Source organism: Gellertiella sp. DMC107 (assembly GCF_056313605.1).
Genome location: NZ_JBQUZZ010000003.1, coordinates 523070 through 548384, shown reverse-complemented (window position 1 = coordinate 548384; position 25315 = coordinate 523070). Strand labels below are relative to the sequence as shown.

Genomic DNA, 25315 nt, shown 5'->3' with positions numbered 1-25315 from the left:
ATACCGGCCTCATATGGACGGGACCCGCTCGGCGGGTTCCGTCACGAGCCCCTCGAGGATGTAGGCTCGACCAACACGGAATGCCTGATGCGCGCCCGCGCCGGAGACCCCGGGCATCTCTGGATCACCGCAAGCCGCCAGACCGGCGGCCGCGGTCGCCGCGGCCGGACCTGGATCTCCGAGGCCGGCAATCTCTATGCGTCCCTGCTGCTGATCGATCCCGCTCCGCTGCCATCGCTGGCTTCCCTGCCGCTTGCCGTGGCCGTTGCCGTCCATGATGCAGTTCGGCGGGTCATGCCCACAGACGGGCCCGACTTGGCGATCAAGTGGCCGAACGACCTGCTGATTGCGCGGCAGAAGACGAGCGGCATCCTGCTTGAGGGCGAAAAGCTCCCCGACGGGCGCTATGCACTGGTGATCGGCATCGGTGTCAATGTCGCCTTCCGGCCGGAAGGCACGCCCTATCCGGCCACTTGCCTGGCAGATCACGGCGTCCATATCTCCCCGGACCAGCTCTTTGCCTATCTTTTCGAAAGCATGGCTCATATGTTGGCGGTCTGGAATGGCGGGGCGGGAATTGCCGAGGTGGTGGCGCGCTGGAGCGCGCATGCCTGTGGTCTGGGTGAGAAAATAACGGTCAATTTGCCGGATCGGTCTCTCGGCGGTATTTTCAAGGGCATCGGACCGGATGGGGTCCTGATGCTGGATACGGGTGCCGGTGGGGTGATCCCCATCGCTGCCGGTGATGTTTTTTTCGGATGACAGGATAAGAAGCGGATGAGTGGTCAGGACGAACTGGTTTTCGTACCTTTGGGCGGCGTGGGCGAAATCGGAATGAACCTCGCCCTTTATGGCTATGGGCCCGCAACCAAGCGCAGCTGGATCATGGTGGATTGCGGTGTCACTTTCGCCGGGCCGGATCTGCCGGGCGTGGATCTGGTGCTGCCCGACATCGGCTTCCTCTCCAAGGAGAAGAAGAATCTCAAGGCGATCATCATCACGCATGCTCATGAGGACCACTATGGAGCGCTGAATGACCTCTGGCCCGGTCTCAATGTGCCGGTCTATGCCTCTGCCTTCACGGCCGGGCTTCTGGAAGCAAAGCGCGACTATGATGGCAAGCGCGCCGAGGTGCCCGTCACCCCCTTCAAGGCAGGGGATCGCATCAATATCGGACCCTTCGAGATCGAGGCGATTGCGGTCAATCACTCCATTCCCGAGCCCATGGCGCTTGCCATCACCACGCCGCTCGGGACGGTGGTCCATACGGGTGACTGGAAGATCGATCACAGCCCTTCGCTCGGACCGCTGACCGATGAGAAGCGCCTGCGCGAGATCGGAGATCGCGGCGTCCTGGCACTTCTCTGCGACAGCACCAATGCGCAGCGCGAAGGCGTTTCGCCTTCCGAAGAGGAAGTATCGAAAAGCCTTCAGCAGCTGATCGAAACGGCGGAAGGGCGTGTCGCGATCACCACCTTCTCCTCGAATGTCGGCCGCATACGCTCTGTCGCCAAGGCTGCGGAAGCCGCTGGCCGTGAAGTCCTGCTTCTGGGCAGCTCGCTGAAGCGGGTCGTCAATGTTGCTGACCAGATCGGTCTGATGGAAGGGGTCGCTCCCTTCATCGCCGAAGATGAATATGGCTACATCCCGCGCGACAAGGTGGTTCTGATCCTGACCGGCAGCCAGGGCGAGGCGAGGGCGGCTCTGGCCAAGCTCGCGCGCGACGAAATGCGCCATGTGGCGCTTGCCGCCGGCGACACCGTCGTGTTCTCGTCCAGAGCTATTCCGGGTAATGAAAAAGCCCTGCAGGATATCCGCAACCAGCTCATCGAGCAGGGCGTGAAGATCGTCACCGACGGCGAGGCGCTGGTGCATGTTTCCGGCCACCCGCGCCGGAGCGAACTTGTGCAGATGTATGAATGGGTGCGTCCGCGCATTCTGGTGCCCGTTCATGGCGAAGCGGCGCACCTGACCGCCCAGGCAGAGCTCGCCCGCAACTTCGGAATTCCGGAGGTGCCGAAGGTTCGCAACGGCAATGTGCTGCGCCTGGCCCCCGGGCCGGCGGAAGTGATCGGCGAAGTGCCGCATGGCCGCATCTTCAAAGACGGTAAGCTGATCGGCGAATTCGATGAACTCGGCATCGGTGAACGCCGCAAGCTCTCCTATGTCGGCCATGTCGCGGTGAATGTCCTGCTCGACGGCCGCTATGATTTCCTCGACGAGCCGGAAATCATCTCCAACGGGCTTCCGCTCTATGACGACGAGGGAGAGGAACTGGACGATACGCTCCAGGACGCCGTCGTCGGCGCCATCGAAAGCATACCCAGGGCCCGCCGGAAGGATCTGGAAACCGTCCGCGAGGCGGTGCGCCGCTCGGTGCGCGCGGCGGCCAACGATATGTGGGGCAAGAAGCCGATCGTCAGCGTCTTCCTGACCAAAGTCTCACTTTGAGCGAGAGCCTGCCCCGGTTAAAGAGGGGCAGTTCATCCCATTCCTGCGGGCTTCGTTGCAAGCCCCTGGAACGACTCGAAGATCTGACTGGAGGTTGTTCATGCTCGGACGCGTCAATCACGTCGCCATCGCGGTGCCCGATATGGAAAAGGGCATCGCTGCCTATCGCGACACGCTGGGCGCCCGGGTCTCGGATATCCAGAAGTTGCCTGAACACGGCGTCAGCGTCGTCTTCGTCGAGCTGCCCAACACCAAGGTAGAACTGCTGGAGCCGCTCGGCGAGAATTCACCGATTGCGGCCTTCCTCGAAAAGAACCCGTCCGGCGGCATGCACCACATTTGCTACGAGGTGGAGGATATTCTGGCTGCCCGCGACCAGCTGAAAGCCACCGGTGCCCGCGTTCTGGGAGACGGTACGCCGAAGATTGGCGCTCATGGCAAGCCCGTCCTGTTCCTGCACCCGAAGGATTTCTTTGGCACGCTGATCGAGCTTGAGCAGGTCTGAGGGCAGGGTGCTCTTGCGATCAAATGGCGCAGCTTCGACAAATCCGTGAGGGCAGCCTTTACCGCCGCCGGATCGCACCCTATCAATGCGCCAACACGCCGGAGCGCAACCCATGAACTATTTCAGCCTCTTCGCCATCTATTTCGTGGTCTGGTGGATCACGCTTTTTGCCTGCCTGCCCTTCGGGCTCAAGACTCAGGCGGAGGCAAATGATGTGGTGCCCGGCTCCGTTGAAAGCGCGCCGCATCGATTCCAGGCCAGGAAGGTCCTGTCGCTGACGACGGTCGTTTCGGCGATCATTTGCGGCGTGTGGTGGATCGCCGTGGCGAAATTCGGGATGACGCTCGATTCCCTTCCTGTTCCCATGCCGAACAACGGCTGATGCAAGCAGCGGAATAACCGAACAGGCTTTCATGAGGGCAAAAAAAAACAAGGCGCAGAACGCCTTGTTTTACGAGTTTCGCGTGACCTTTTCACCGTTTCCGGGGCTGCGATGAACGCGCCTAAGATCCAATCCTCCCAAGACTTGACCGCGAGATAGGCAGGAATTGAACTCCCTTGCCTGTTTTGTGGGCAGAAACTAGCCCAAGGTTTGCCGTTTGTCGATAGGGCATTCTACATTTTTGCATCACCTCGGGAAAATTTTCTGTTTGACAAATTTCTGCCATAGAGGCGGGCGAACGCTCTGAAAAAGCCATCATCGCGGCTATCTGCGACACCCACGGCGTTTCCCACCTGACAATTTCGCTTGATCCCGGCTGGCGGGTTTTCTTCATCGTGCGAAGCGTTTATGAACAGGGCCAGTTTCCATCCATTCGTGCCGATTCCGCATGGAAAAATCGGTATCGCCCCAGTTCTGGATTTCATCATGCGTCTGTCTCGCTACTACCTGCCCATCCTCAAGGAAAATCCCAAGGAAGCGGAAATCGTCTCCCATCGCCTGATGCTCCGCACCGGCATGATCCGTCAGCAGTCGCAGGGCATTTACAGCTGGCTGCCGCTCGGCAAGCGCGTGCTGGACAAGGTAAACCGCATCATTCGCGAGGAGCAGGATCGGTCCGGCGCCATCGAGCTTCTGATGCCGACGCTCCAGTCTGCCGAGCTCTGGCAGGAATCCGGCCGCTATGATGCCTATGGCAAGGAAATGCTGCGGATCAAGGATCGGCAGGATCGCCCGATGCTCTACGGCCCCACCAACGAGGAAATGATCACCGACATTTTCCGGTCTACGGTCAAGTCCTACAAGAGCCTGCCGCTGAACCTCTATCACATCCAGCTCAAGTTCCGGGACGAGATTCGCCCCCGGTTCGGCACCATGCGTTCGCGTGAATTTCTGATGAAGGATGCCTACTCCTTCGACCTGACCCGCGAAGGTGCTGAGCACTCGTATAACAAGATGTTCGCGGCCTATCTGCGCACCTTTGCGCGGCTCGGTCTGCGCGCCATTCCCATGCGTGCCGATACCGGCCCCATTGGTGGCAATCTCAGCCACGAATTCATCATCCTCGCCGATACCGGCGAATCGGAAGTCTTCTGCCACCGCGATTTCGTGAATTTCGACATCCCGGCCGAGGATACGAATTTCGACGACATGGAAGGCCTCAAGGCCATCTTCGACAAGTGGACCTCCGTCTACGCCGCCACGTCGGAAATGCATGACGAAGCGGCCTTCGATGCGATCCCGGAAGGTGAACGCCTGTCCGCCCGCGGCATCGAGGTCGGTCATATCTTCTATTTCGGCACCAAATACTCGGAAGCTATGGGCGCCAAGGTCCAGGGTCCTGACGGCAAGGAGCACATTGTCCACATGGGCTCCTACGGGATTGGCCCGACGCGCCTTGTTCCCGCCATCATCGAAGCTTCCCATGACGAGAACGGCATCATCTGGCATGCTTCGGTCGCACCCTTCGATGTGGTTGTGATCAACATGAAGGCGGGTGATGCGGGTTGCGATCAGGCCTGTGAAGCGATCTATGCCGCTCTGACCAAGGCGGGCAAGGACGTGCTTTACGACGACACGGACGATCGTGCCGGGCAGAAATTCGCGACCGCCGACCTGATTGGCGTTCCCACCCAGATCATCGTCGGCCCGCGCGGTGTCGCGGCCGGAGAGGTTGAAGTGAAGGACCGCAAGACCGGCGCGCGGGAAACCATGACCGTCGAAGCCGCAATGAATCGGCTGAACGGCTGAACAGAGCTGTGGAGACCGCCGGGCAGGGCGGTCCGCAGTGAAAATGTCAATGCGTCCGTATCATCCGGCCGGTCCTTCCAGCCGGATGTCGACGCCCAAGGGGGTCGGAGACAACATGGCCGGCAATGAAGCGGCAGAGGCAGCGGCACCGTCGGGAAAAATTCCGGTCGGCCGGCCTTTTTCTGTTTTTGAACGCATGGTGGCTTGGCGCTATTTGCGCGCGCGCCGCAAGGAAGCCTATATTTCCGTCATTGCCGGTTTTTCCTTCATCGGTATCATGCTGGGGGTCGCGACCCTCATCATCGTGATGGCGGTGATGAACGGTTTCCGCACGGAACTGATCTCGCGCATCCTGGGCCTCAACGGGCACATGATCATTTCGCCGATCGATGCCCCGCTCGACAACTATCCGGAACTGGCGACGAAATTCGCGGCTGTTCCGGGCGTCACCATGGCGCTTCCGCTGGTCGAGGGTCAGACCCTCGCCTCCGGCAAGGGCGGCGCGGGAACGGGGGCACTGGTGCGCGGATTGCGCACGGAGGACATGACCAAGCTCAAGACCGTCTCCGGTAACATCAAGGCAGGCGACATGGTCGGCTTTGCCTCCGGCCAGGGCGTTCTGATCGGCACTCGGCTTGCGGCCCAGCTGGGTATCGGCGCCGGCGACGACATCACGCTGATCTCGCCGGAGGGCGATGTCACCCCCATGGGCGTCAATCCGCGTGTGAAGAGCTACAAGGTCTCCGGCCTCTTCGAGGTCGGCATGTCGGAATATGATAGCGGCATCATCTTCATGCCGCTGGAAGAGGCGCAGCTCTATTTCAATGCCGAAGGGATCGTGCAGTCCATCGAACTCTTCGTCCAGAATCCCGATGCCATCGATGAATTGCGGCCCAAGGTGGAAGCCGCCGCCGGTCGGCAGATCTTCATCACAGACTGGCGCCAGCGCAACCAGACCTTCTTCTCGGCCCTTCAGGTGGAACGGAACGTGATGTTCATGATCCTGACCCTGATCGTGATCGTCGCGGCGCTCAATATCATCTCGGGCCTCATCATGCTGGTGAAGGACAAGGGGCGGGATATCGCCATTCTGCGAACGATGGGCGCGTCCTCCGCCTCGATCCTGCGGATCTTCTTCATGACCGGTGCGGCCATCGGCGTGGTCGGCACCTTTGCCGGTGTGATTCTGGGCGTGATCGTCTGCCTCAATATCGAGAGCATCCGGCAGTTCTTCAGCTTGATCTCCGGGACACAGCTCTTCAACCCGGAACTCTATTTCCTGAGCCAGCTTCCGGCTGACATGAACGGCGGGGAAACCATTGCCGTTATCTGCATGGCGCTCGGTCTCTCCTTCGTTGCCACCATCATCCCGGCCTGGCGCGCCTCGCGGCTCGATCCGGTGCAGGCGCTGCGATACGAATAGAAAGAGTGGCCCCCATGGCTTCCAGGATTGCATTACAGCTTTCGGGCATCGAGCGCGCCTATGGTCAGGGCGAGACGACCCTGCAGATTCTCAAGGGTGCCGATTTCAGTCTGCATTCGGGTGAAATCGTCGCGCTGGTCGCGCCGTCCGGTACCGGCAAGTCAACGCTTTTGCACGTGGCAGGCCTGCTTGAGCATCCCGACGCCGGTGAGATCCGCATCAATGGCGAACCCTGTGGGGGGCTGCCCGATGATCGCCGCACCGCCATCCGGCGCGCGGAAATCGGCTTTGTCTACCAGTTCCACCATCTCCTGCCCGAGTTCTCTGCTGTCGAGAACATCATGATGCCGCAGCTGATCGGCGGCTTGTCGAAGGCGGAAGCACGCGAACGGGCAAAGGCGCTTCTCGATTACATGCGGATCGGCCATCGTGCCGAGCATCGCCCGGCGGAGCTTTCCGGGGGCGAGCAGCAGCGAGTGGCGATTGCCCGTGCCGTGGCCAATGCGCCCATGGTCCTCCTGGCTGACGAACCCACCGGCAACCTCGATCCGGAGACCGCCCATTATGTCTTCGAAGCCCTGGAGGCTCTGGTGCGCCAATCCGGACTGGCCGCGCTGATTGCGACGCACAACATGGACCTGGCGAGGCGCATGGACCGTCGCGTCACGATTTCCGGCGGGAAGGTTCTGGAGATCTGATCCCCGCGAATCGCTGACGCCCTCTGAGGCGTGAACGCATTATCCCTTTGTTAACCGCGCCGCGCGCTGAAACAGTGAACGGCAAAATCTGGCTTGACGTTGGAACAAAAATAGAACAAAATAAAAACATACCAGCAATGGAGAGCCGAAATGAGCGATTACATCCGTGATGCCGCAGCCTTTGCTTCCATTATCACTTTTGTTGCCAGCCTTTCCCTGATCGCCATGGCGATGTAACGGATCGGCAGGGCGCTCCTCCGCTGCCTCGGGTCGTAGGCCCTGCCGATCCACTTTTACCTTTGCCTCTTCAGGACCGCTGAGATGTCGGTGCGGGAGGCAAGGGTGGACAATCCCGCTTTTCACTGGACTCTGCCCGAGCGAAATCGGAAAATCCGACGATTCCGAAAATGGCAGGGCGCAAGCACATGGCAGACATATCCTCGGGCGGGGCAGGGGCGGCGATTGCCGCGGCAACGGGGCCGAAATTCGTCCACCTGCGCGTCCATTCTGCCTATTCGCTGCTGGAGGGCGCGCTGCCGCTGAAGAAGATCCTGGCGAAAGCCATGGCCGACAATCAGCCCGCCATTGCGATTACAGATACGAACAATCTCTTCGTCGCCCTCGAATTCGCGGAAAAGGCGACCGGCGATGGCATTCAGCCGATCATCGGGTGCCAGCTGTCCGTCGACATGGAAGACGGTCTTGACATAGAGCGGCGGGGCGCACAGGCCCACCTCGCCAAGATGGCGTCTCTCGTTCTGCTCGCCGCCACGGCCGATGGATATGAACGCCTGGTGGATCTCGTCAGTCGTGCCTATCTCGGAGGCGAGGGGGGTGACAGGGCGGTTCATATCAAGCTCTCCTGGCTCGAAGAATACGGCACGGAAGGGCTGATCGCTTTGACGGGTGCCAGCACCGGGCCGGTCGATACCCTCCTGAAGGAGGGTCATGCCGCCAATGCCGAGCACCGCCTGCAGCGATTGAAATCCTTGTTCGGCGACCGCCTCTATGTGGAATTGCAGCGTCACGGCCGATTTGACCGCAAGCATGAGCGCCGGTTGATCGAGATGGCCTATCGGCTTGATCTGCCACTTGTCGCGACAAACGAGGCCTTTTTCCCCACGCCCGACGACTATGATGCCCATGACGCCCTGATGGCCGTGGCTCATAATGCGATTGTCTCCGACGATGCGCGCTTCCGCTTGACACCGGATCACGCCCTGAAGAGCCAGGATGCCATGGCCAAGCTCTTTGCAGATCTGCCCGAGGCGCTCGAAAACACCATCGAAATTGCCCGTCGCTGTTCCTTCGTGCTGAAGACCCGAAAGCCGATCTTGCCACGCTTCACCGGTGCGACCGCAGACGGGGAAGAAGCAGAGCGCGCCGAAGCCGCCGAACTCCGCCGTCAGGCCGTCGAGGGCCTCGACGAACGCATCCGCAAACTGGGCATTTCGGAGGGCTACACCGAGCAGGACTATCGGGATCGTCTGGATTTCGAGCTGTCCGTCATCGAGCGCATGAAGTTTCCCGGCTACTTCCTGATCGTTGCCGACTTCATCAAATGGGCCAAGCAGCATGATATCCCCGTGGGCCCCGGACGTGGTTCGGGCGCGGGTTCGCTGGTGGCCTATGCCCTGACCATCACGGATGTGGATCCGCTCCGGTTCTCGCTTCTGTTCGAGCGCTTCCTCAATCCTGAGCGCGTATCGATGCCCGACTTTGACATCGATTTCTGCCAGGATCGCCGCGAAGAGGTGATCCGCTATGTCCAGCAGAAATACGGGCGCGATCAGGTCGCGCAGATCATCACCTTCGGTTCGCTTCAGGCCCGCGCCGCCCTGCGCGACGTCGGGCGCGTGCTGGAAATGCCCTATGGTCAGGTCGACAAGATCTGCAAGCTGGTGCCGAACAATCCCGCCAATCCCACGCCACTCTACAAGGCGATCGAGGAAGAGCCGAAGCTGAAGGAGGAGGCCGAGAAGGAACCGGTCGTCGCCCGCCTCCTCGACATTGCCCAGAAGATCGAGGGCCTCTACCGCCACGCCTCCACCCATGCGGCCGGGATCGTGATCGGTGACAGGCCGCTGTCGAAGCTCGTCCCGATGTATCGCGATCCGCGATCCGACATGCCGGTGACCCAGTTCAACATGAAATGGGTCGAACAGGCCGGCCTGGTGAAGTTCGACTTCCTCGGCCTGAAGACGCTGACGGTGATCAAGACGGCGGTGGATTTCATCCGCAAGCGGGCGATCGAGGTCGATATTCCGAGCCTGCCGCTCGACGACAAGAAAACCTATGAAATGCTGTCCCGCGGCGAAACGGTCGGCGTGTTCCAGGTGGAAAGCGTGGGCATGCGCAAGGCGCTGATCGGCATGCGCCCCGACCGCATCGAGGACGTGATCGCGCTTGTGGCGCTCTATCGCCCCGGCCCCATGGAAAACATCCCCGTTTACAACGCCCGAAAGCATGGCGAAGAGGAGATCGAGTCGATCCATCCGATGATCGACCATCTGCTCGCGGAAACCCAGGGCGTTATCGTCTACCAGGAACAGGTGATGCAGATCGCCCAGGTCCTGTCCGGTTATTCGCTCGGCGAAGCCGATCTTCTCCGTCGCGCGATGGGCAAGAAGATCAAGGAGGAAATGGACAAGCAGCGCGAGCGTTTCGTCGATGGCGCCATGAAGAACGGCGTGTCGAAGGCGCAAGCCGATACCATCTTCGACCTTCTGGCCAAGTTCGCGAACTATGGTTTCAACAAGTCGCACGCGGCGGCCTATGCCATCGTGTCCTATCATACGGCCTACCTGAAGGCCCATTACCCGGTTGAATTCCTGGCCGCGTCGATGACGCTCGATATGTCCAATACGGACAAGATCAACGACTTCCGCCAGGACGCCAAGCGACTCGGCATTACCGTCATTCCGCCATCCGTGCAGACCTCTTTCCGGCATTTCGAAACCGGCGAGAACCGGATCTATTACGCGCTGGCGGCGATCAAGGGCGTGGGGGAATCGGCGGTCGACCACATTGTCGAGGTGCGCGGCGAACGGCCCTTTGCCTCCATCGAGGATTTCTGCCTGAGGATAGACCCGAAGCAGATCAACCGACGTGTCTTTGAAAGCCTGATTGCTGCCGGCGCCTTCGATTGCTTCGGTGTCGACCGCGCCGTGCTGATTGCCGGGCTCGACCGCATCATCGGCTATGCCCAGCGCGCCCAGGAAAACAAGGTCAGCGGCCAGTCCGACATGTTCGGGGCAGGGGCGGCGACCGGGCCTGAGACCATCAGCTTCCCCCAGACGGCTCCCTGGCTTCCATCCGAGAAACTGCACCGCGAATTCCAGGTGCTCGGTTTCTATCTCTCGGCCCACCCGCTGGATGCCTACTCCGTTACCCTTTCCAAAATGCGGGTTCAAAACTTCGCCGATTTCTCTGCAGCGGTGAAACAGGGCGCATCCACGGGCCGGCTGGCCGGTACGGTGACCTCGAAGCAGGAGCGCAAGACCCGCACCGGCAACAAGATGGGCATCGTGACCTTCTCCGATAGTTCCGGCCAGTTCGAAGCGGTGCTGTTCTCCGAAGGGCTGAACCAGTATCGCGACATGCTCGAGCCCGGCAAATCGCTGGTGATCACCGTGCAGGCCGACGAGCGGCCGGAAGGCATCGGTCTGAGGATTCAGACGGTTCAGTCTCTGGAAGAGAAGTCCGTACAGATGCAGAAGGCGTTGCGGGTATTCGTGAGGGACAGTGGCCCGCTGAAAGCCGTGGCCAGCCATCTGAATGCCAAGGGCGACGGCCTCGTCTCTTTCATCGTCATCAAGGAGGACGGAAGACGGGAGATTGAGGTCGAACTGTCCGAAAAATATCGGATCAGTCCCGAAATTGCCGCAGCCATGCGCACCGCCCCAGGCGTGATCGACGTGGAACTGGTGTGACGATCCGCAACGGCTGAAATGGATTCCCGTTCAGCCGTTTGCGACCGTTTGCGGACTCTGTCTCTGAGCGTCTTGAATCTGTTTCTGAACTCAGCTCTTGGCTTTTTCGGGATGGGTGAGGGTGATGAAATCCGTGCCCTCCTTGCCGGTTTCAGTGCCCAACCCGCCATCCGTGATCGTTATCAGCGAGCCGGGCGCCAGCTCCGCCTCGATCCGGTTTCGAATGTCCTGGGGGATGGCAATCCGATCCATGGCTTCGGCGAGCGTGCCATGATCCTCGGTAATGCCCAGCCGCTTGCGCGCGGTCTTGCTGATGCCGTCCGGCAAGGTCATGCCGAACCACTCGGCCGTCCCGTCGCCTGCATTCATGTCACGCAATTGCATGACATGGGTTCCGAGAGCCACTTCGGGGCGCTTGATGTCGACCGGCGCGTCGAACAGGGGCTTGAAGTCGCGGCGGACATAGATTTTCCCCGCTGGCGGTTGTGCCTTCCCGGCAGCCTTGAAAATGGCGGCAATGGTCTCATCGGTGAGAAGGTTACCCTTGACGGAAAGATCCTGGGTCAGCTTGAAGGCGTTGATGGCGGCAATGGTCTTCCGGCCCATGTGCCCGTCCGGATTGCCGGCATCGAAACCCAGGCCATTCAGCGAAGCCTGGATATCCCTGATTTCATCGTTCAGGCCGCGGCGCGTGATGAGGATGCGCAGCCCCTTGTCCGCAATCGGCTTGACGATTTCCTGCGGCGGGATCGAGGCTTCGTTGAGGGCCACTTCCGTCGGGGTCAGAAAATCGGCGACCGGTGAAAGCCGCAGCTCCGCATCGGAGAGCAGCGTGTCGCTGGTCTGGGGAATGACCGGTTTGAAAAGAAGCGGATGCTGCACGGAGGCCGGCGTGAGCGGCGCATCCGCGATGATGACCGGCACGCCGGTCTGCGTCATCCCGTAAAGCTCCTTGGCAAAACCGTGCGGCAGCCGCACGCAGCCATGCGAGGCGGGCCGACGCGGCACCGACTTCGATTCATGCAAAGCCACGCCCGACCAGGTAATGCGCTGCATGAAGGGCATCGGAGCGGAATCGTAAAGGTTCGACTCGTGGTACTTCTGCTTTTCGATGATGGTGAATATGCCGGTTGGCGTGGAATGGCCGGGTTTGCCTGTCGATACATTCGACGTCGCCACCACCTGGTCGCCATCATACACCGCAAGGCTCTGCGTATCGCGGGAAACCACGATGGAAAGCGATTTGGAGGAACCGGCATGAGCCGGAGCAACCAGTACAAGGGCAAGACCGAGGCCCAACACCAGGCGAGATGACATCGAGAACCGTCCAACGCAACACAAACAACAGAACCCGGTCATCCATAAGCAGGATTATCCGGTATAATTGTCTCAGACTGTTACAGCGGATCGTTAAAATAAACTCCCGCCGAGGTGGTAGGAGCCGGAGCAGTGCATGGTTTGCGGCGTCAAGTTTGTCGTTATAGTTAACGGTTGTTTGCCGAGATCATGGGCAGCCTATTCTGGCTTGACGGGGTCCTTCTTTCGGACCGTGCCGAAAGTATAGCCCGTTTCCACGGTCCCTTTGCCGAACTTGTCCCGCAGCTTGTCCATGGCCGCCTCGGCTGCGGCACGACGGCTTGCCGCCGGGTCCACCAGGTCAGGGGGATCGGCCAGATCCGGCTTGCTGAGATCGCTGACCCCGATGCCGATCAGCCGGTAGCGCGTGCCGTCCAGTTCCTTTTCGAGCAAGGACAGACCCGTGCGGAAAATCCGGTCGGCAAGCTGCGTTGGATCTTCCAGGCGACGATTGCGGGTGCGGCTTTTGAAGTCGGCGGTCTTGAGCTTCAGGACAACCGTGTGACCGGATGTGCCGGTCTTCTTCAGCCGCCAGGAGACCTTTTCCGAAAGACTTCTGAGGATAGGGACGAGATCCTGCTCCCGCCAAAGATCGTCGAAAAAGGTCGTTTCTGCCGAAACGCTCTTCGCCTCCTCATGGGGATGGACACTGCGCTCGTCGATCCCGCGGGACAGCCGGGCCAGCCGCTGCCCGATGACGCCGTAGCGGCGCATCAGATCGGTTTCTTCCATGACCTGCAACTGTCCGATGGTGGTGATCCCGTCACGAGCCAGCGTTTCAGCGAAGGCCTTCCCGACACCCCAGATGGTGGTCACCGAGCGCGGCTTCAGGAACTCCATCGCTTCGGCTTCGCCCACGACCGAAAACCCGCGTGGCTTGTTGAGGTCGGAAGCGACCTTGGCGAGAAATTTGCAATAGGAAAGGCCTACTGAAACGGTGATTCCGATCTCCTGCTCGATCCGCCGCGCAAATCGGGCAAGGACACGGGCGGCACTCTCGTGATGCAGCCGTTCGGTACCCTTGAGATCGAGAAAGGCCTCATCGATCGAGAGCGGTTGGACGAGCGGGGTAAGCTCCTGCATGAGGGCCCGCACCTGTTTGCCCACCCGTGCATATTTTTCCATGTCCGGCCGAATGACCACCGCGTCCGGGCAGGCCTCCAGTGCCTTGAACATCGGCATGGCGGACCGTACGCCGCGAATACGGGCAATGTAGCAGCAGGTCGACACGACGCCCCGCTTTCCTCCCCCGACGATGACAGGCTTGTCGAGCAGATCCGGATTGTCCCGCTTCTCCACCGAGGCATAAAAGGCATCGCAATCAATATGGGCGACGGCCAGGCGGTCGAGTTCCGGATGTCGCAACAGCCTTGGGCTGCCACAGGCGCGACAACGCCCATCGCCGGCACGGGCAGGCTTCAGGCAATCCCGGCAAAAGCCGGACGGATCGGGCGAGGTGGGTGTCATGGACCGGAACATATGTTGAACGCGGACACGATAACCAAACCGGCCCAGCCCGGCAATATGAAGAGATCGCCCGAACAGGGCGATCCACATGCGTCCTCAGGAGGCGGTGCCGGAAAAATGCCCGCGCAACAAACGACCGGCATGGGGCCAGTCTTCCGCCCGCACCACAGGCTCGGCAGGCTTGGGCGCCATTCGGTGGATCACGCTGTCCGGCATCATGTGGATGAGCAGGCAATGGCGCACATGGTCGCCGACCGAGTGCAGGTTATGCGCCATGTCGTCGATAAAACCGAGGGGCAGGGGGCGCTCCTCATGCAGCGCCTTCACGACTGGCCCCTTCGGCGTCTCGGTCGCAATCATCGGGAATCGTAGATGCAACTGGTCCAGAAGCCGGCGCCTTGCTTCTGCGAAGCGCGGCGGCATGGCCGTAAGGAACACCACATCCGCATCGCCCGACAGGCTCTGCAACGTATCGACCGCTTCGGCGAACGGCGTTTGCCACCGTTCCTGATCATCGAAAAAGGATTCGATCAGACCGCTGACGACGCTATCTTCCAATGCAGCCTCGGTTTCCAGCGAGATGATATTGCCATGCAGCCGGTAGCTGCGATGCAGCAGCTTGTTGCCCCTTGCCTGCAGATAGGCTTCGAAGGGCTTGAGGAATTCGAGCACCACGTCGTCCACGTCGCAGACCACGAGTGGCCTGTCGGAAAGCCGGACATGGCCGAGGGAGGGAAAGGAGTCCATCAATACTGCCCCGAATCAAGGCCGGGACCGGAAATCCGGTTCCAGGCATCCGCAATCTGCTCCGGGCTGTAGCCGCTTTTCGTGGCAAAGGCCACCAGGCTCGGTTCGTGCTGCATGATGAAATCCAGCAAGCCCGCATGAAAGCCCGGATCGCTCATCGCGGCGCGCAGGTCATGGGGGCCAAGGCCCGAAAGTGCCAGAAAACGGGACAGCATGTCCGGTTCCTCTGCCAGCCATTGGAGGACGCCGGCCGCCAATTCCGCCGGATCGAGCTTTTCTATTTTGGGACCGCGCTGCATTTTCGGAAAACGATTACCTATTTCTAAACTAAATCGGGCTAGCGTCTCACTGGGGAAATCGTGCACATGCCGCAGCCCGGTGAATGTACGCCCTGGAAATGCCGACGATGAGGACAGCCGAAACGATGCCGAAGCAGGTCATGATTGTAGAGGACAATGAGCTGAATATGAAGCTCTTTCGCGACCTCATCGAAGCCTCCGGTTACACCACGATCCAGACCCGTAACGGGCTGGAAGCGCTTGATCTGGCGCGCAAGCACAAGCCCGATCTCATCTTGATGGACATCCAGCTTCCTGAAGTCTCCGGACTGGATGTCACCAAGTGGCTGAAGGAAGATCCGGAACTCCATATCATCCCCGTTATCGCCGTTACCGCGTTCGCCATGAAGGGCGACGAGGAACGCATTCGGCAAGGCGGCTGCGAAGCTTATGTTTCGAAGCCGATCTCGGTGCCGAAGTTCATCGAAACCATCAAGACCTATCTTGGTGATGCTTAAGACAGGAAAAACTGCATGACTGCGCGTATCCTTGTCGTTGATGATATTCCCGCCAACGTCAAAGTGCTCGAAGCGAGACTGATCGCTGAATATTTCGAGGTACTGACGGCCGGCGACGGTTTTCAGGCCCTGTCCATCTGTGATCGCACCCAGGTCGATCTGATCCTTCTCGACATCATGATGCCGGGAATGGATGGTTTCGAAGTCTGCGAACGCCTGAAGGCCAATCCGAAGACCACCCATATCCCCGTCGTCATGGTCACGGCGCTCGATCAGCCTTCCGATCGCGTCCGCGGCCTGAAAGCCGGGGCGGACGATTTCCTGACCAAGCCCGTCAACGACCTGCAGCTTGTGTCGCGGGTCAAGAGCCTGTTGCGCCTCAAGACGCTGAGCGACGAACTCCGGGTGCGCGCGGGAGCCGAACATTCGATCGGTGATGCCACCCGTTTGAACGAGGGCAAGGTGGAGGAGGCCGCGCAGATCCTGCTGGTCGACCCGCGCGCCAGCTCGCAGGAGCGCATCGTCAAGGCGCTGAAGCCAGTGGCGGAAGTGGTCGCCATGTCCGATCCGCAGGCAGCCATCTTCGAGGCGGCCGAAAACACGTTCGATCTGGTCATCGTCAATGGCAATCTGGATGGTTACGACCCGCTGCGACTCTGCTCCCAGCTTCGTTCCCTGGAACGCACGCGCTTCATTCCCTTGCTGATCATTACGGAACAGGGCGAAGAAGACCTCATCATCCGCGCGCTTGACCTGGGCGTGAATGACTACATCATTCGCCCGCTCGATCCGAACGAGCTTGTCGCCCGCTCAGTCACCCAGATTCGCCGCAAGCGCTATGCGGACCGGCTGCGAAACAGCATGAAGCAAAGCTTCGAGATGGCGGTTACAGATCCGCTGACGGGGCTCAGCAACCGCCGCTATCTGGATAACCACCTCAAGCACCTCTTCAACCGGGCTGCGGCGCGAGGCCGGCCGCTTTCCGTCTGCATGACGGATATCGACCGCTTCAAGAGTGTGAACGATACCTACGGCCATGATGCCGGGGATGAGGTGCTGAAGGAATTTGCGGCCCGCATCCGCGCAAGCGTGCGGGGTGCCGATCTCGCTTGCCGTTTCGGTGGCGAAGAATTCGTGGTCGTGATGCCGGATACGCTTCCGGATACGGCCAAGGACATCGCCGAGCGCCTGAGAATCGCGATCGAAGGCCAGCCTTTTTCTCTCGGCGCAGGTCAGCCGCCAATCAATCTGACGGCATCGATGGGTATCGCCTCCAATCTGGCTGGCGCCGAAACACCGGAGCACCTGCTGAAGCAGGCCGATCAGGCTTTGTATACGGCCAAGCACAACGGTCGAAACCGCGTCGTCGCAGCCGCCGCCTGAGCGGGCAAGCGGAGCCAACTTCATATCCGGCTATGCATAAGTGATTCTCTTTCGGTGACTGCCGTCGCCGAAAGCCCAAAGGGGCCGGGAAAAACCGGCGCCACTCATTGAATAATTGCTCAAAATATGGGCGATAGCCCACTCTTAAACGTTTAAACAGTTTAATAGTTTGGTAAAAGTATATTTACTACGCATGTTTCATATCTGAATTTAACCATATACACAACGAAATTAGCGTCCCTGTTAAGAAATGGTTGATTTTCATTCAAAATCGGGCAACCTAACTTCAACTCGACATAAACCCTCGGGTTTAAGTGCTACCCCATGATGCTCAGGTCCGCCGCATCTCCTGGATCGTGGGGTCGGCCGACTGGCAAGCTAGACAGCGGTTCCTCGTGCCGTATGCAAGCTGGTCGGCCCCCAATTGACGCCGCGCTTCTTTCCCGGAAGCGCGGCGTTTTCGTTTAGCGGCACGACTCACGCGGAGAGCGCGGCGAGGGGCCAATCCGACGATAAGCACAGACAGAGTATAGTGACCGGCGCGGGCCATGATATGAATTGCCCGCTATCGACCGGGCATAAAAAAAGCGCCCGGAGGGCGCTCTCTTTTCAGTACAAGATCAATTACTTGATCTTGGTTTCCTTGAACTCGACGTGCTTCTTGACGACCGGGTCATACTTGGTCTTGGTCATCTTTTCAGTCATCGTACGGCTGTTCTTGGTGGTGACGTAGAAGAAGCCCGTGTCTGCGGTCGACAGCAGCTTGATCTTGATGGTGGTGGCCTTTGCCATGGTCGTCCTGCCTTTACAAAATTAGGAAGCCGTGGACGATGGTTTGAAGCCCGCGGCAAAACTTGGCGCGAAACTACAAATCGCGCCCGAAAAGTCAAGCCCGATTTGGCCTGAAGGCGAGTCTTACGCCCGTAAACAGCACATAGGCCCCGAAGAAGAAGGCAATTGCCCAGGCAAATCCATCCTTGCCGGTCGCATCGATCGCCGTGCCAATCACCTGTGGACCAGCCACCGTGCCGACGGCATAGCAGAACACGAAGGCAGCGTTGGCGGAGGCAAGGTCCGAACCCTGCAGTTGAGACCCCAGATGAGAAAGGCCGACCGTATAAAGACCGGCAATGCTGCCGCCCCAGAAGAGAAGGATGATGGATAGAAGGCGCCAGTCATCCAGGAAGGTGGGCATCAGGATGGCCCCGACCAGGCCGATGAGGGCCATGATGGTGAGCAGAAGCCGGCGGTCCGGCACCCGGTCGGAAATCATTCCGATCGGGATCTGAAACAACACGTTCCCGACGGCCATGACGGTGAGGAGATTGCCCGCCTGCGATTCGGTAAAGCCCGAGCGGGTTGCATAGACGGGGAACATGGAGAGGCCGCCGGCCTCCACCGCACCGAAGATGAATACGGCTGCGGTGGCCGTCGGGACGATGAAGATGTACCGCCAGAAGCGCATTTCCGGGCCTTCGTCCAGCACCGGGCTCTCGTGACGGGCAATGTAGATCGGAATGGCGGCGAGGAGGATGGCGGCTGCGCCAACGAGAAAGGGCATGACGCCCACGCTGCCGAGAACGGAGAAGATGGCGGAGCCCGCCCCGAAGCCAAGCGAAAGAACGGTCGCGTATATGCCAAGCACAAGCCCGCGGCGATGGGGCGGCGAGGCGACGTTGATCCAGAACTCGGAGAGGATGAACAGTGCCGTGGTCGCTCCATGGAAGACGACGCGGAGCGGGAACCACATCCAGAAATCGTCTGCATAGTAGAAGCCCATGGCACTGACTGCAGAGAGAATCACCGAAAAGATCATGGTGGGCGCAACGCCGAATCGATGCGCGGCACGGGTGGTCAGCGGTGCGGCAATCATGGCCGCAATCCCTGCCATGGCAGAGTTGAGCCCGATCAGGGTGGAGGAAATGCCACGCTTCTCCAGAATGATGCTGAGCAGCGGCAAGCCGAGTCCGATGGCGATGCCTACGGCCGAAATCGACGAAATCGCCGCAATGAGCGAAGGCCAGTGAATCTCGTCAGCGGGATCTGTCGACCCGCGCGCAGGTTCCGTCATGCATCATTCCTTAGAAGGTTGCCCGCACCATAGCGTTCCGTCGAGCGAAGTAAAACGGAACGGGCAATCCATATGGCAGTCCGGGATTGTTATCCATGAGATTGCGCAGCTCTTCAAGAATGGAGCGCGTAATTTCCGGCATGGGAATGTCCTCCGTCGAGCGCAGGCCCACCCATCTCAGATCGTGCAATTCCTGCGAATCGCGAACGGCCGCGGGATCGATGCCCACTTCGTCGCTGAAGGCGGAGAAGAAGCGCGTATCAAAGCGGCGGACCATGCCAGGCGGCGTGATGGCTCGCGCCACATAGCGCAACCCGCCCAGCTGCGCCGTGAGGCCATGGGGGCCCACTTCACCGATCGCCAGTCCCGTTTCCTCGTGCAACTCCCGTATGGCGGCAAGGGCAAGGGCGCGCACGCGGGCGACGCCGCGTGGCACCGCTCTTTCGCTCCGCAGCTTCTCGAGAACGATGGGGTTGATGTCGGAGCGAAAGGGCAGGGCGTGATCGCGCGCATCGCGGCGCCCGCCGGGAAACACGTAAAGATCCGGCATGAAGACATGACGGGCGTGGCGCTTTCCCATCAGCACTTGCCACTGGGGCCCGGACCGGTCGATCAGAATGAGCGTTGCCGCGTCCTTCGGCCGAAGCGTCTTCTGCTTGACGGGATTGTCCCCCTGTTGGTCCATGCCGCCGCCTCCCGCGTCCCGCCTTCGGTCCCAGCTCGACCGTCAGGGATAATCCTGCTGATGACCATGGTCGGGCTCGTTCGCCGGCCCGCCGAAACCATGCATTCTGAGCGCCCATTGCAGGCCGATGACTGCACCCTTGATCGGTTGCAGCAGAAGGAGCGACAGGATGAGCGTAATCGGCACCCAGATGGCGAGATGGAACCAGCTCGACCATTCCGTAAACACCATGTCCGTCATCATGAAGCCGCCGAGCGCCACGTGGCCGACGATGAAAATCACGAGGTAGGGCGGCAGGTCATCCGCGCGCTGGTGGGTGTAATCCTCGTGACAGGCCGCGCAATGCTCGACCGGCTTGATGTAGCTGCGGAACAGCTTGCCGCTGCCGCATGCGGGGCAACGGTTCAGGAAGCCGCGCATCATGGAGCGGTTGAGCGGCCTTTCCGTAATGCCCGTTTCTCCGAAGCGGAGCGTTTCGACGGTATCGTCCGGCTGCATGGCATAACTCCTCGTGGGCAAGGTTCAACGGCGACCGCGGGGTGGCCGGGTTCCCGGCTTCTTCGATCCGCGGCCTCTGGCACGCGATGCCTTATGGAAGGAGCGAACGGCAGTCGGCATCTTTCGGCCCTCGCTCAGCATTTCGAAACGGAGAGCGCCCGCGAGCGGCACCGCCTCGACCAGCCGAACGTCCACATCGTCTCCCAACCGGTATCCCAGACCGGTTTTCTCTCCGGAAAGGGCCTGATGGGCTTCGTCATAGAAGAAGTAATCGGCTCCAAGGGTAGATATGGGGATGAAACCGTCTGCGCCATAGTCGGGCAGCGTGACAAATAGTCCCGCCTTGGTCACCCCGGATACCCTTGCCCTGAATTCCTGATTGATCCGTTCCGCCAGATGATGGGCAATCAGCCGGTCGACCGTCTCGCGTTCGGCTGCCATGGCGCGCCGCTCGAAGGTGGAGATTTCGGCCGCGATATCGTCGAGCTGCCGTTCTTCTTCTGGCGTCAGCCCACCGGGACCGAGATGCAGCGCACTGACCAGCGCCCGGTGCACGATCAGATCCGCATAGCGTCGGATCGGGGAGGTGAAATGCGCGTACTTCAGGAGATTGAGGCCGAAGTGGCCGATATTGTCCGGGCTGTAGACAGCCTGGCTCTGGGAGCGCAACACCATTTCGTTGACCATGGTCTGGTGAACGGTGCCTTCCGCCTTGGCCAGTATGCCGTTGAAGGAATTGGCCCGCACATTGCCGCCCTTGGCCATGGGAATGGAAAGAGTGGCCAGAAACTCGCGCAGCACCTCCTGCTTGGCCAGCGACGGAGCGTCGTGGACGCGGTATATCAGCGCCTGTTCTTTCCGCTCCAGCGTTTCCGCAGCGGCCACGTTGGCCTGGATCATCATTTCCTCGATCAGCTTGTGACTGTCGAGACGGGGCGGCACGACGACACGATCCACCGTGCCGTCCGGCTTCAGGAGGATCTTGCGCTCGGGCATGTCGAGTTCGAGCGGCTGGCGCCTTTCGCGACCGACCGTCATGATCCGATAGGCCTCCCACAACGGCTTCAGGATGGGGTCAAGCAAAGGCCCCGTCTTGTCGTCCGGCTTGCCGTCGATGGCGGCCTGGGCCTGCTGGTAGGAAAGCTTCGCAGCGCTCTTCATCATGATGCGGTGGAAGGTGTGGCCCGCCTTGCGGCCATTCTTCGAGAATACCATGCGCACGGCAAGGGCAGGACGATCTTCGCCCTCACGCAGCGAGCAGAGATCGTTGGAAATCCGTTCCGGCAGCATCGGTACGACCCGGTCAGGGAAATAGACCGAATTGCCGCGTTTCAGCGCTTCCCGGTCCAGTTCCGAACCGGGCCGCACGTACCACGAGACATCAGCAATCGCGACGGTCACGATCATGCCGCCGGGATTGTCGGGCGAGGGGTCGTGTTCCGCGTGCACCGCGTCGTCATGGTCCTTGGCGTCGGCCGGATCGATGGTGACGAGTGGCAGCGCCCGCCAGTCTTCCCGATGGGACAAGGACGCCTTCTCCGCCTCGTCTGCAGCCCGCAGCACCGATTGCGGGAAGATATGCGGAATGCCATGGGCGTAGATGGCGATCATCGAGATCGCCTTTTCAGACGCAACCGAGCCGATGACGGACAGAACCTTTGCCCGGGGCAAGCCGAGCCGGCCCGAGCGGGTGGTTTCCACCTCGACAAGATCGCCGTCCTTTGCGCCGCCGAGGCCGTCTGCCTCGATCTGCATTTCCTCGCCGCGCCTCTCGATCGGCATCAGCCGCGCGCCGCCGCCCGGCGTCTCGCGCAGGACGCCGAGGACCGCATTGCGATGCCGGTCTATAAGCTTGATGATCCGGGCTGTGTAGGCCGGTCCGCCGCGGTCCTTTGCGGGGAAAATCTTCGCAAGCACCCGGTCGCCGATGCCTCCCACCGGGCTTTTGCCCTTCGCCCGGTCCTGCGAGGATTGCCGGATGAGAACGGCGGGTGCAACGCCTGCATCCTCAGGCCATTCGGCGGGGCGGGCCAGCAGCTCGCCGTCCTTGTCCCGGGTGGTGATATCAAGCACCGTCACCGGCGGGAGCGCGCCCGGGCGGGTCAGCGACTTGCGGCTCTTCTGGACGAGACCGTCCTCTTCAAGCTCCTTGAGAAGTGCTTTCAACTCCACACGGGACTCGCCCTTGAGACCGAAAGCCTTGGCAATCTCCCGCTTCGAGGCCCGTTCCGGATAATCGGCGATGAAACGCAGCAGCACATCCTTTGGCGGCAGGGCGCCGTGCACGAGGCTTTCCTCGGACCCGCCCGGCTCCGCCGCCCTGCGTTGACGGCGTTCGGCACGCGTCAGGAATTCATCATGGCCAGATTTGTCCGTTTTGCGGGTTTTCTTCACTCTTTCGCTTTCTTCGCCTTGGCCGCGGTCGCCTTCTTGGGCGCCGCCTTGGTGGCCGATTTCTTTGCCTTGGGCGCCTCCGCGCCGGCATCCGCAGCCTTGCTCTTCGCCGCCGTCTTGCGGGCGGGAGCCTTCTTGCCCGAACTTTCCTTGCCTGCCTTGGCCGCGAGCAAGGCGATTGCCTCTTCAACCGTCAAGGCTGCGGGATCGGTTCCCCGCGGCAGCGTCGCATTGACCTTGCCCCACTTGACATAGGGCCCGAAACGACCGTCCTGAACGGTCATCGCGCCGCCATCGGGATGTTCGCCCAGGTCCTTCAAGGCCGCTGTCGAACCCCGTCCACGCCCCGCGCCCGCCTTGTTCTGCTTGTCGGCAAGCACGGCGACAGCCCGGTTGAGGCCGATGGAAAACACATCCTCGACGCTCTCCAGATTGGCATAGGTGCCGTCATGCAGCACGAAGGGTCCGTAGCGGCCCAGGCCGGATGATATCATCTTGCCGCTTTCGGGATGCTGACCGATATCGCGGGGCAGTGACAGCAGCGCCAGTGCCTTTTCCAGGTCTATGTCGTCGGGCTTCCAGCCCTTGGGCAGGGAAGAGCGCTTTGCATCCTTCGCATCGCCCCGCTGCACATAGGGCCCGAAGCGGCCGCTGCGCAGCGTCACCTGCTCGCCGGTGATGGAGTCGGTGCCGAGCGCCTTCGGTTCGGTAAGCCCGCCGGCTTCCGCCTCCGCGCCGCCTTCGTTCGACAGCTGACGCGTGTAATTGCACTCCGGATAGTTCGAGCAGCCCACGAAGGCGCCGTACTTTCCGAGCTTGAGGCTGAGCTGGCCGGTGCCGCAGACCTGACAGGTGCGAGGATCGCTGCCGTCTTCCCGCTTGGGGAAGACGAGCGGCGCAAGCGCCTCATTCAGCGCATCGAGAACATTCGTGACGCGCAGTTCCTTCGTGCCTTCGATCTGGGCGAAGAAATCGTTCCAGAATTCGCGCAGCACGTCTTTCCAGTTCAGCTCGCCGGCGGAAATCCGGTCCAGCTTTTCCTCGAGATCCGCCGTGAAGTCATATTCCACATACTTGTCGAAGAAGCTTTCGAGGAAGGCCGTCACCAGCCGGCCCTTCGGCTGCGGCAAGAGCTTGCGCTTGTCGATGGTCACATAGTCGCGGTCGCGCAGAGTGGCGAGGGTCGCCGCATAGGTGGACGGGCGGCCGATGCCCAGCTCTTCCATCTTCTTGATGAGCGTGGCTTCCGAATAGCGCGGCGGCGGCTCGGTAAAGTGCTGGGTCGCGTTGATTTTCTGCCTGGCGAGCTTTTCCCGGGCATTGATCTCCGGCAGGCGGCCGTCCTCGTCACCGTCGTCGGAAGGATCTCCTTCCTCACGCTGGTCCGTATAGGCGGCGATGAAGCCGTCGAAACGGATCACGGAGCCCACAGCCCGCAAACCCGCCTTGCCATCGGGGCCTTCCGCCAGAATTTCGGCAGTGGTCCGCTCGATTTCGGCCGATGCCATCTGGCTGGCGATGCCGCGCTTCCAGATGAGGTCGTAGAGCTTCAACTGGTCCGCGTCGAGGAAACGGCGAACCTGATCGGGCGTCCGGCGGAAATCGGTCGGGCGGATCGCCTCATGCGCTTCCTGCGCGTTCTTGGCCTTGGTGGAATAGAGGCGCGGTTTTTCCGGGAGATAACGATCCCCGAATTGTTCGCCGATCGCCCGGCGGGCGGCATCGATCGCTTCCGGCGCCATCTGCACGCCGTCGGTACGCATGTAGGTGATGAGACCGGCCGTCTCGCCGCCGATATCGATGCCCTCGTAAAGCTTCTGGGCGATCTGCATGGTGCGCGATGCGGAGAAGCCGAGCCTCGAGGAGGCCGCCTGCTGCAGCGTGGACGTGGTAAAGGGCGGAGACGGATTGCGCCTTACCGGCTTCGCCTCGACGGACTCGACGGTATAGCTTGCGCTCTCCAGGAGTCGACGCAGCGCGCCGGCCTCTTCCCCATTGGGAATGGAATTCTTCTGCAGCCGCTTGCCGTGCGCCTGAACCAGGCGTGCCTCGAACTCATCGCCGCGGGGCGTTTTCAGGAGTGCCGAGATGTTCCAGTATTCCTCTGAAACGAAGCGTTCGATTTCTCCCTCGCGATCGCAAACGAGACGCAACGCCACCGATTGCACGCGCCCGGCCGAACGGGCACCGGGAAGCTTGCGCCACAGGACCGGCGAGAGATTGAAGCCGACGAGATAATCGAGCGCGCGGCGCGCCAGATAGGCGTCCACCAGCGGTTCATCGATGTCGCGGGGTTCCGCCATCGCGTCGAGAACCGCCTTCTTGGTGATCGCATTGAATACGACGCGCTTCACCGGCTTGCCGCCGAGAACCTTCTTTTTCCTCAGGAGGTCGAGCACGTGCCAGGAGATCGCTTCGCCTTCGCGATCCGGGTCGGTTGCAAGAAAGAGGCCGTCGGAAGATTTCACCGCATCGGCAATATCTTTCATCCGCTTTTGCGAGGCGCTGTCCACTTCCCACAGCATCTCGAAATCCTGATCCGGAAGAACCGAGCCATCCTTGGCGGGGAGGTCGCGGACATGGCCGAAGGAAGCCAGAACCTTGTAGCCCGGACCGAGATACTTGTTGATCGTCTTTGCCTTCGCAGGCGACTCCACCACCACTACATTCATTGTGCTTCTCTGACCTGTCCTTTGGGACGACGCGTTTGGTGCGCGC

General features: G+C 60.7%; 20 protein-coding genes. 10 read left to right on the top strand and 10 right to left on the bottom strand.

Features of this window, described 5'->3' with window-relative positions; translation table 11 throughout:
* The 8 genes from ACT54B_RS13355 to dnaE all read left to right on the top strand — a co-directional run bounded on the left by ACT54B_RS13355 (window position 1) and on the right by dnaE (window position 11200).
* Window positions 1–762 carry a biotin--[acetyl-CoA-carboxylase] ligase gene (locus tag ACT54B_RS13355; RefSeq protein WP_476045617.1) on the top strand — a complete coding sequence of 254 codons (762 nt, stop codon included), beginning with the start codon at window positions 1–3 and terminating at the stop codon, window positions 760–762.
* 15 nt (window positions 763–777) lie between these two features.
* Window positions 778–2451, top strand: a complete 1674-nt coding sequence (locus ACT54B_RS13350; protein ID WP_476045469.1) for a ribonuclease J — start codon at window positions 778–780, stop codon at window positions 2449–2451.
* A 100-nt stretch (window positions 2452–2551) separates the two neighbouring features.
* Window positions 2552–2956, top strand: a complete 405-nt coding sequence (gene mce, locus ACT54B_RS13345; RefSeq protein ID WP_476045468.1) for a methylmalonyl-CoA epimerase — start codon at window positions 2552–2554, stop codon at window positions 2954–2956.
* Window positions 2957–3068: 112 nt separating this feature from the next.
* Window positions 3069–3338 (top strand): DUF1467 family protein, encoded by a 270-nt coding sequence (locus tag ACT54B_RS13340; protein WP_476045467.1) that lies wholly within the window; start codon window positions 3069–3071, stop codon window positions 3336–3338.
* Between the two features lie 486 nt (window positions 3339–3824).
* Window positions 3825–5147, top strand: a complete 1323-nt coding sequence (proS, locus tag ACT54B_RS13335) for a proline--tRNA ligase (protein WP_476045465.1) — start codon at window positions 3825–3827, stop codon at window positions 5145–5147.
* 115 nt (window positions 5148–5262) lie between these two features.
* Window positions 5263–6570 (top strand): lipoprotein-releasing ABC transporter permease subunit, encoded by a 1308-nt coding sequence (locus ACT54B_RS13330; RefSeq protein WP_476045464.1) that lies wholly within the window; start codon window positions 5263–5265, stop codon window positions 6568–6570.
* A gap of 14 nt (window positions 6571–6584) precedes the next feature.
* Window positions 6585–7268, top strand: a complete 684-nt coding sequence (locus ACT54B_RS13325) for an ABC transporter ATP-binding protein (protein WP_476045462.1) — start codon at window positions 6585–6587, stop codon at window positions 7266–7268.
* A gap of 425 nt (window positions 7269–7693) precedes the next feature.
* The gene (dnaE, locus tag ACT54B_RS13320) at window positions 7694–11200 is read left to right on the top strand and encodes a DNA polymerase III subunit alpha (protein ID WP_476045460.1); all 3507 of its coding nucleotides are present in this window, start codon (window positions 7694–7696) and stop codon (window positions 11198–11200) included.
* Window positions 11201–11290: 90 nt separating this feature from the next.
* Here dnaE and ACT54B_RS13315 read toward each other — a convergent pair whose 3' ends face one another.
* From ACT54B_RS13315 to ACT54B_RS13300, 4 genes are all read right to left on the bottom strand, one after another.
* A complete protein-coding gene (locus tag ACT54B_RS13315; protein ID WP_476045458.1) occupies window positions 11291–12517 on the bottom strand; it encodes a L,D-transpeptidase family protein in 1227 nt (408 codons plus the stop codon).
* Between the two features lie 198 nt (window positions 12518–12715).
* The gene (locus tag ACT54B_RS13310) at window positions 12716–14023 is read right to left on the bottom strand and encodes a DNA polymerase IV (RefSeq protein WP_476045457.1); all 1308 of its coding nucleotides are present in this window, start codon (window positions 14021–14023) and stop codon (window positions 12716–12718) included.
* Between the two features lie 96 nt (window positions 14024–14119).
* A complete protein-coding gene (locus ACT54B_RS13305) occupies window positions 14120–14770 on the bottom strand; it encodes a hypothetical protein (protein ID WP_476045455.1) in 651 nt (216 codons plus the stop codon).
* Window positions 14770–15069: a DUF3572 domain-containing protein gene (locus tag ACT54B_RS13300; RefSeq protein ID WP_476045616.1), complete on the bottom strand. Its 300-nt coding sequence runs from the start codon at window positions 15067–15069 to the stop codon at window positions 14770–14772. Before ACT54B_RS13300 ends, ACT54B_RS13305 begins: the two co-directional genes overlap by 1 nt.
* 125 nt (window positions 15070–15194) lie before the next feature.
* Here ACT54B_RS13300 and ACT54B_RS13295 point away from each other — a divergent pair, with 125 nt between their 5' ends.
* Together ACT54B_RS13295 and ACT54B_RS13290 are read left to right on the top strand one after the other, a co-directional pair.
* Window positions 15195–15566, top strand: a complete 372-nt coding sequence (locus tag ACT54B_RS13295; protein ID WP_476045615.1) for a response regulator — start codon at window positions 15195–15197, stop codon at window positions 15564–15566.
* A 15-nt stretch (window positions 15567–15581) separates the two neighbouring features.
* Window positions 15582–16949 (top strand): PleD family two-component system response regulator, encoded by a 1368-nt coding sequence (locus tag ACT54B_RS13290; RefSeq protein ID WP_476045453.1) that lies wholly within the window; start codon window positions 15582–15584, stop codon window positions 16947–16949.
* Between the two features lie 624 nt (window positions 16950–17573).
* Here ACT54B_RS13290 and rpmG read toward each other — a convergent pair.
* The 6 genes from rpmG to topA all read right to left on the bottom strand — a co-directional run bounded on the left by rpmG (window position 17574) and on the right by topA (window position 25269).
* Window positions 17574–17741, bottom strand: coding sequence for a 50S ribosomal protein L33 (gene rpmG / locus ACT54B_RS13285; protein WP_034795357.1), 168 nt, complete (start codon window positions 17739–17741; stop codon window positions 17574–17576).
* 94 nt (window positions 17742–17835) lie between these two features.
* Window positions 17836–19020 (bottom strand): MFS transporter, encoded by a 1185-nt coding sequence (locus ACT54B_RS13280; protein ID WP_476045452.1) that lies wholly within the window; start codon window positions 19018–19020, stop codon window positions 17836–17838.
* A 10-nt stretch (window positions 19021–19030) separates the two neighbouring features.
* Window positions 19031–19705 carry an NUDIX hydrolase gene (locus ACT54B_RS13275; RefSeq protein ID WP_476045450.1) on the bottom strand — a complete coding sequence of 225 codons (675 nt, stop codon included), beginning with the start codon at window positions 19703–19705 and terminating at the stop codon, window positions 19031–19033.
* Between the two features lie 42 nt (window positions 19706–19747).
* On the bottom strand, window positions 19748–20203 hold the full coding sequence (locus tag ACT54B_RS13270) for a DUF983 domain-containing protein (RefSeq protein WP_476045448.1): 456 nt from the start codon (window positions 20201–20203) through the stop codon (window positions 19748–19750).
* Window positions 20204–20227: 24 nt separating this feature from the next.
* Complete coding sequence (gene rnr / locus ACT54B_RS13265) at window positions 20228–22489, bottom strand: ribonuclease R (RefSeq protein WP_476045613.1); 2262 nt, start codon at window positions 22487–22489, stop codon at window positions 20228–20230.
* Window positions 22490–22593: 104 nt separating this feature from the next.
* Window positions 22594–25269, bottom strand: coding sequence for a type I DNA topoisomerase (topA, locus tag ACT54B_RS13260; protein ID WP_476045446.1), 2676 nt, complete (start codon window positions 25267–25269; stop codon window positions 22594–22596).
* Window positions 25270–25315 lie beyond the last annotated feature (46 nt).

Bases quoted from the DNA above. Each gene is read 5' to 3' on its own strand.
- ACT54B_RS13330 (WP_476045464.1), top strand. From the start codon at position 5,263: ATGGCCGGCAATGAAGCGGCAGAGGCAGCGGCACCGTCGGGAAAAATT.
- ACT54B_RS13325 (WP_476045462.1), top strand. From the start codon at position 6,585: ATGGCTTCCAGGATTGCATTACAGCTTTCGGGCATCGAGCGCGCCTAT.
- ACT54B_RS13305 (WP_476045455.1), bottom strand. From the start codon at position 14,770: ATGGACTCCTTTCCCTCCCTCGGCCATGTCCGGCTTTCCGACAGGCCA.
- ACT54B_RS13280 (WP_476045452.1), bottom strand. From the start codon at position 19,020: ATGACGGAACCTGCGCGCGGGTCGACAGATCCCGCTGACGAGATTCAC.
- ACT54B_RS13350 (WP_476045469.1), top strand. From the start codon at position 778: ATGAGTGGTCAGGACGAACTGGTTTTCGTACCTTTGGGCGGCGTGGGC.
- ACT54B_RS13310 (WP_476045457.1), bottom strand. From the start codon at position 14,023: ATGACACCCACCTCGCCCGATCCGTCCGGCTTTTGCCGGGATTGCCTG.
- dnaE (WP_476045460.1), top strand. From the start codon at position 7,694: ATGGCAGACATATCCTCGGGCGGGGCAGGGGCGGCGATTGCCGCGGCA.
- proS (WP_476045465.1), top strand. From the start codon at position 3,825: ATGCGTCTGTCTCGCTACTACCTGCCCATCCTCAAGGAAAATCCCAAG.
- rpmG (WP_034795357.1), bottom strand. From the start codon at position 17,741: ATGGCAAAGGCCACCACCATCAAGATCAAGCTGCTGTCGACCGCAGAC.
- ACT54B_RS13295 (WP_476045615.1), top strand. From the start codon at position 15,195: ATGCCGAAGCAGGTCATGATTGTAGAGGACAATGAGCTGAATATGAAG.
- ACT54B_RS13275 (WP_476045450.1), bottom strand. From the start codon at position 19,705: ATGGACCAACAGGGGGACAATCCCGTCAAGCAGAAGACGCTTCGGCCG.
- mce (WP_476045468.1), top strand. From the start codon at position 2,552: ATGCTCGGACGCGTCAATCACGTCGCCATCGCGGTGCCCGATATGGAA.
- ACT54B_RS13340 (WP_476045467.1), top strand. From the start codon at position 3,069: ATGAACTATTTCAGCCTCTTCGCCATCTATTTCGTGGTCTGGTGGATC.
- topA (WP_476045446.1), bottom strand. From the start codon at position 25,269: ATGAATGTAGTGGTGGTGGAGTCGCCTGCGAAGGCAAAGACGATCAAC.
- ACT54B_RS13270 (WP_476045448.1), bottom strand. From the start codon at position 20,203: ATGCAGCCGGACGATACCGTCGAAACGCTCCGCTTCGGAGAAACGGGC.
- ACT54B_RS13300 (WP_476045616.1), bottom strand. From the start codon at position 15,069: ATGCAGCGCGGTCCCAAAATAGAAAAGCTCGATCCGGCGGAATTGGCG.
- ACT54B_RS13315 (WP_476045458.1), bottom strand. From the start codon at position 12,517: ATGTCATCTCGCCTGGTGTTGGGCCTCGGTCTTGCCCTTGTACTGGTT.
- ACT54B_RS13290 (WP_476045453.1), top strand. From the start codon at position 15,582: ATGACTGCGCGTATCCTTGTCGTTGATGATATTCCCGCCAACGTCAAA.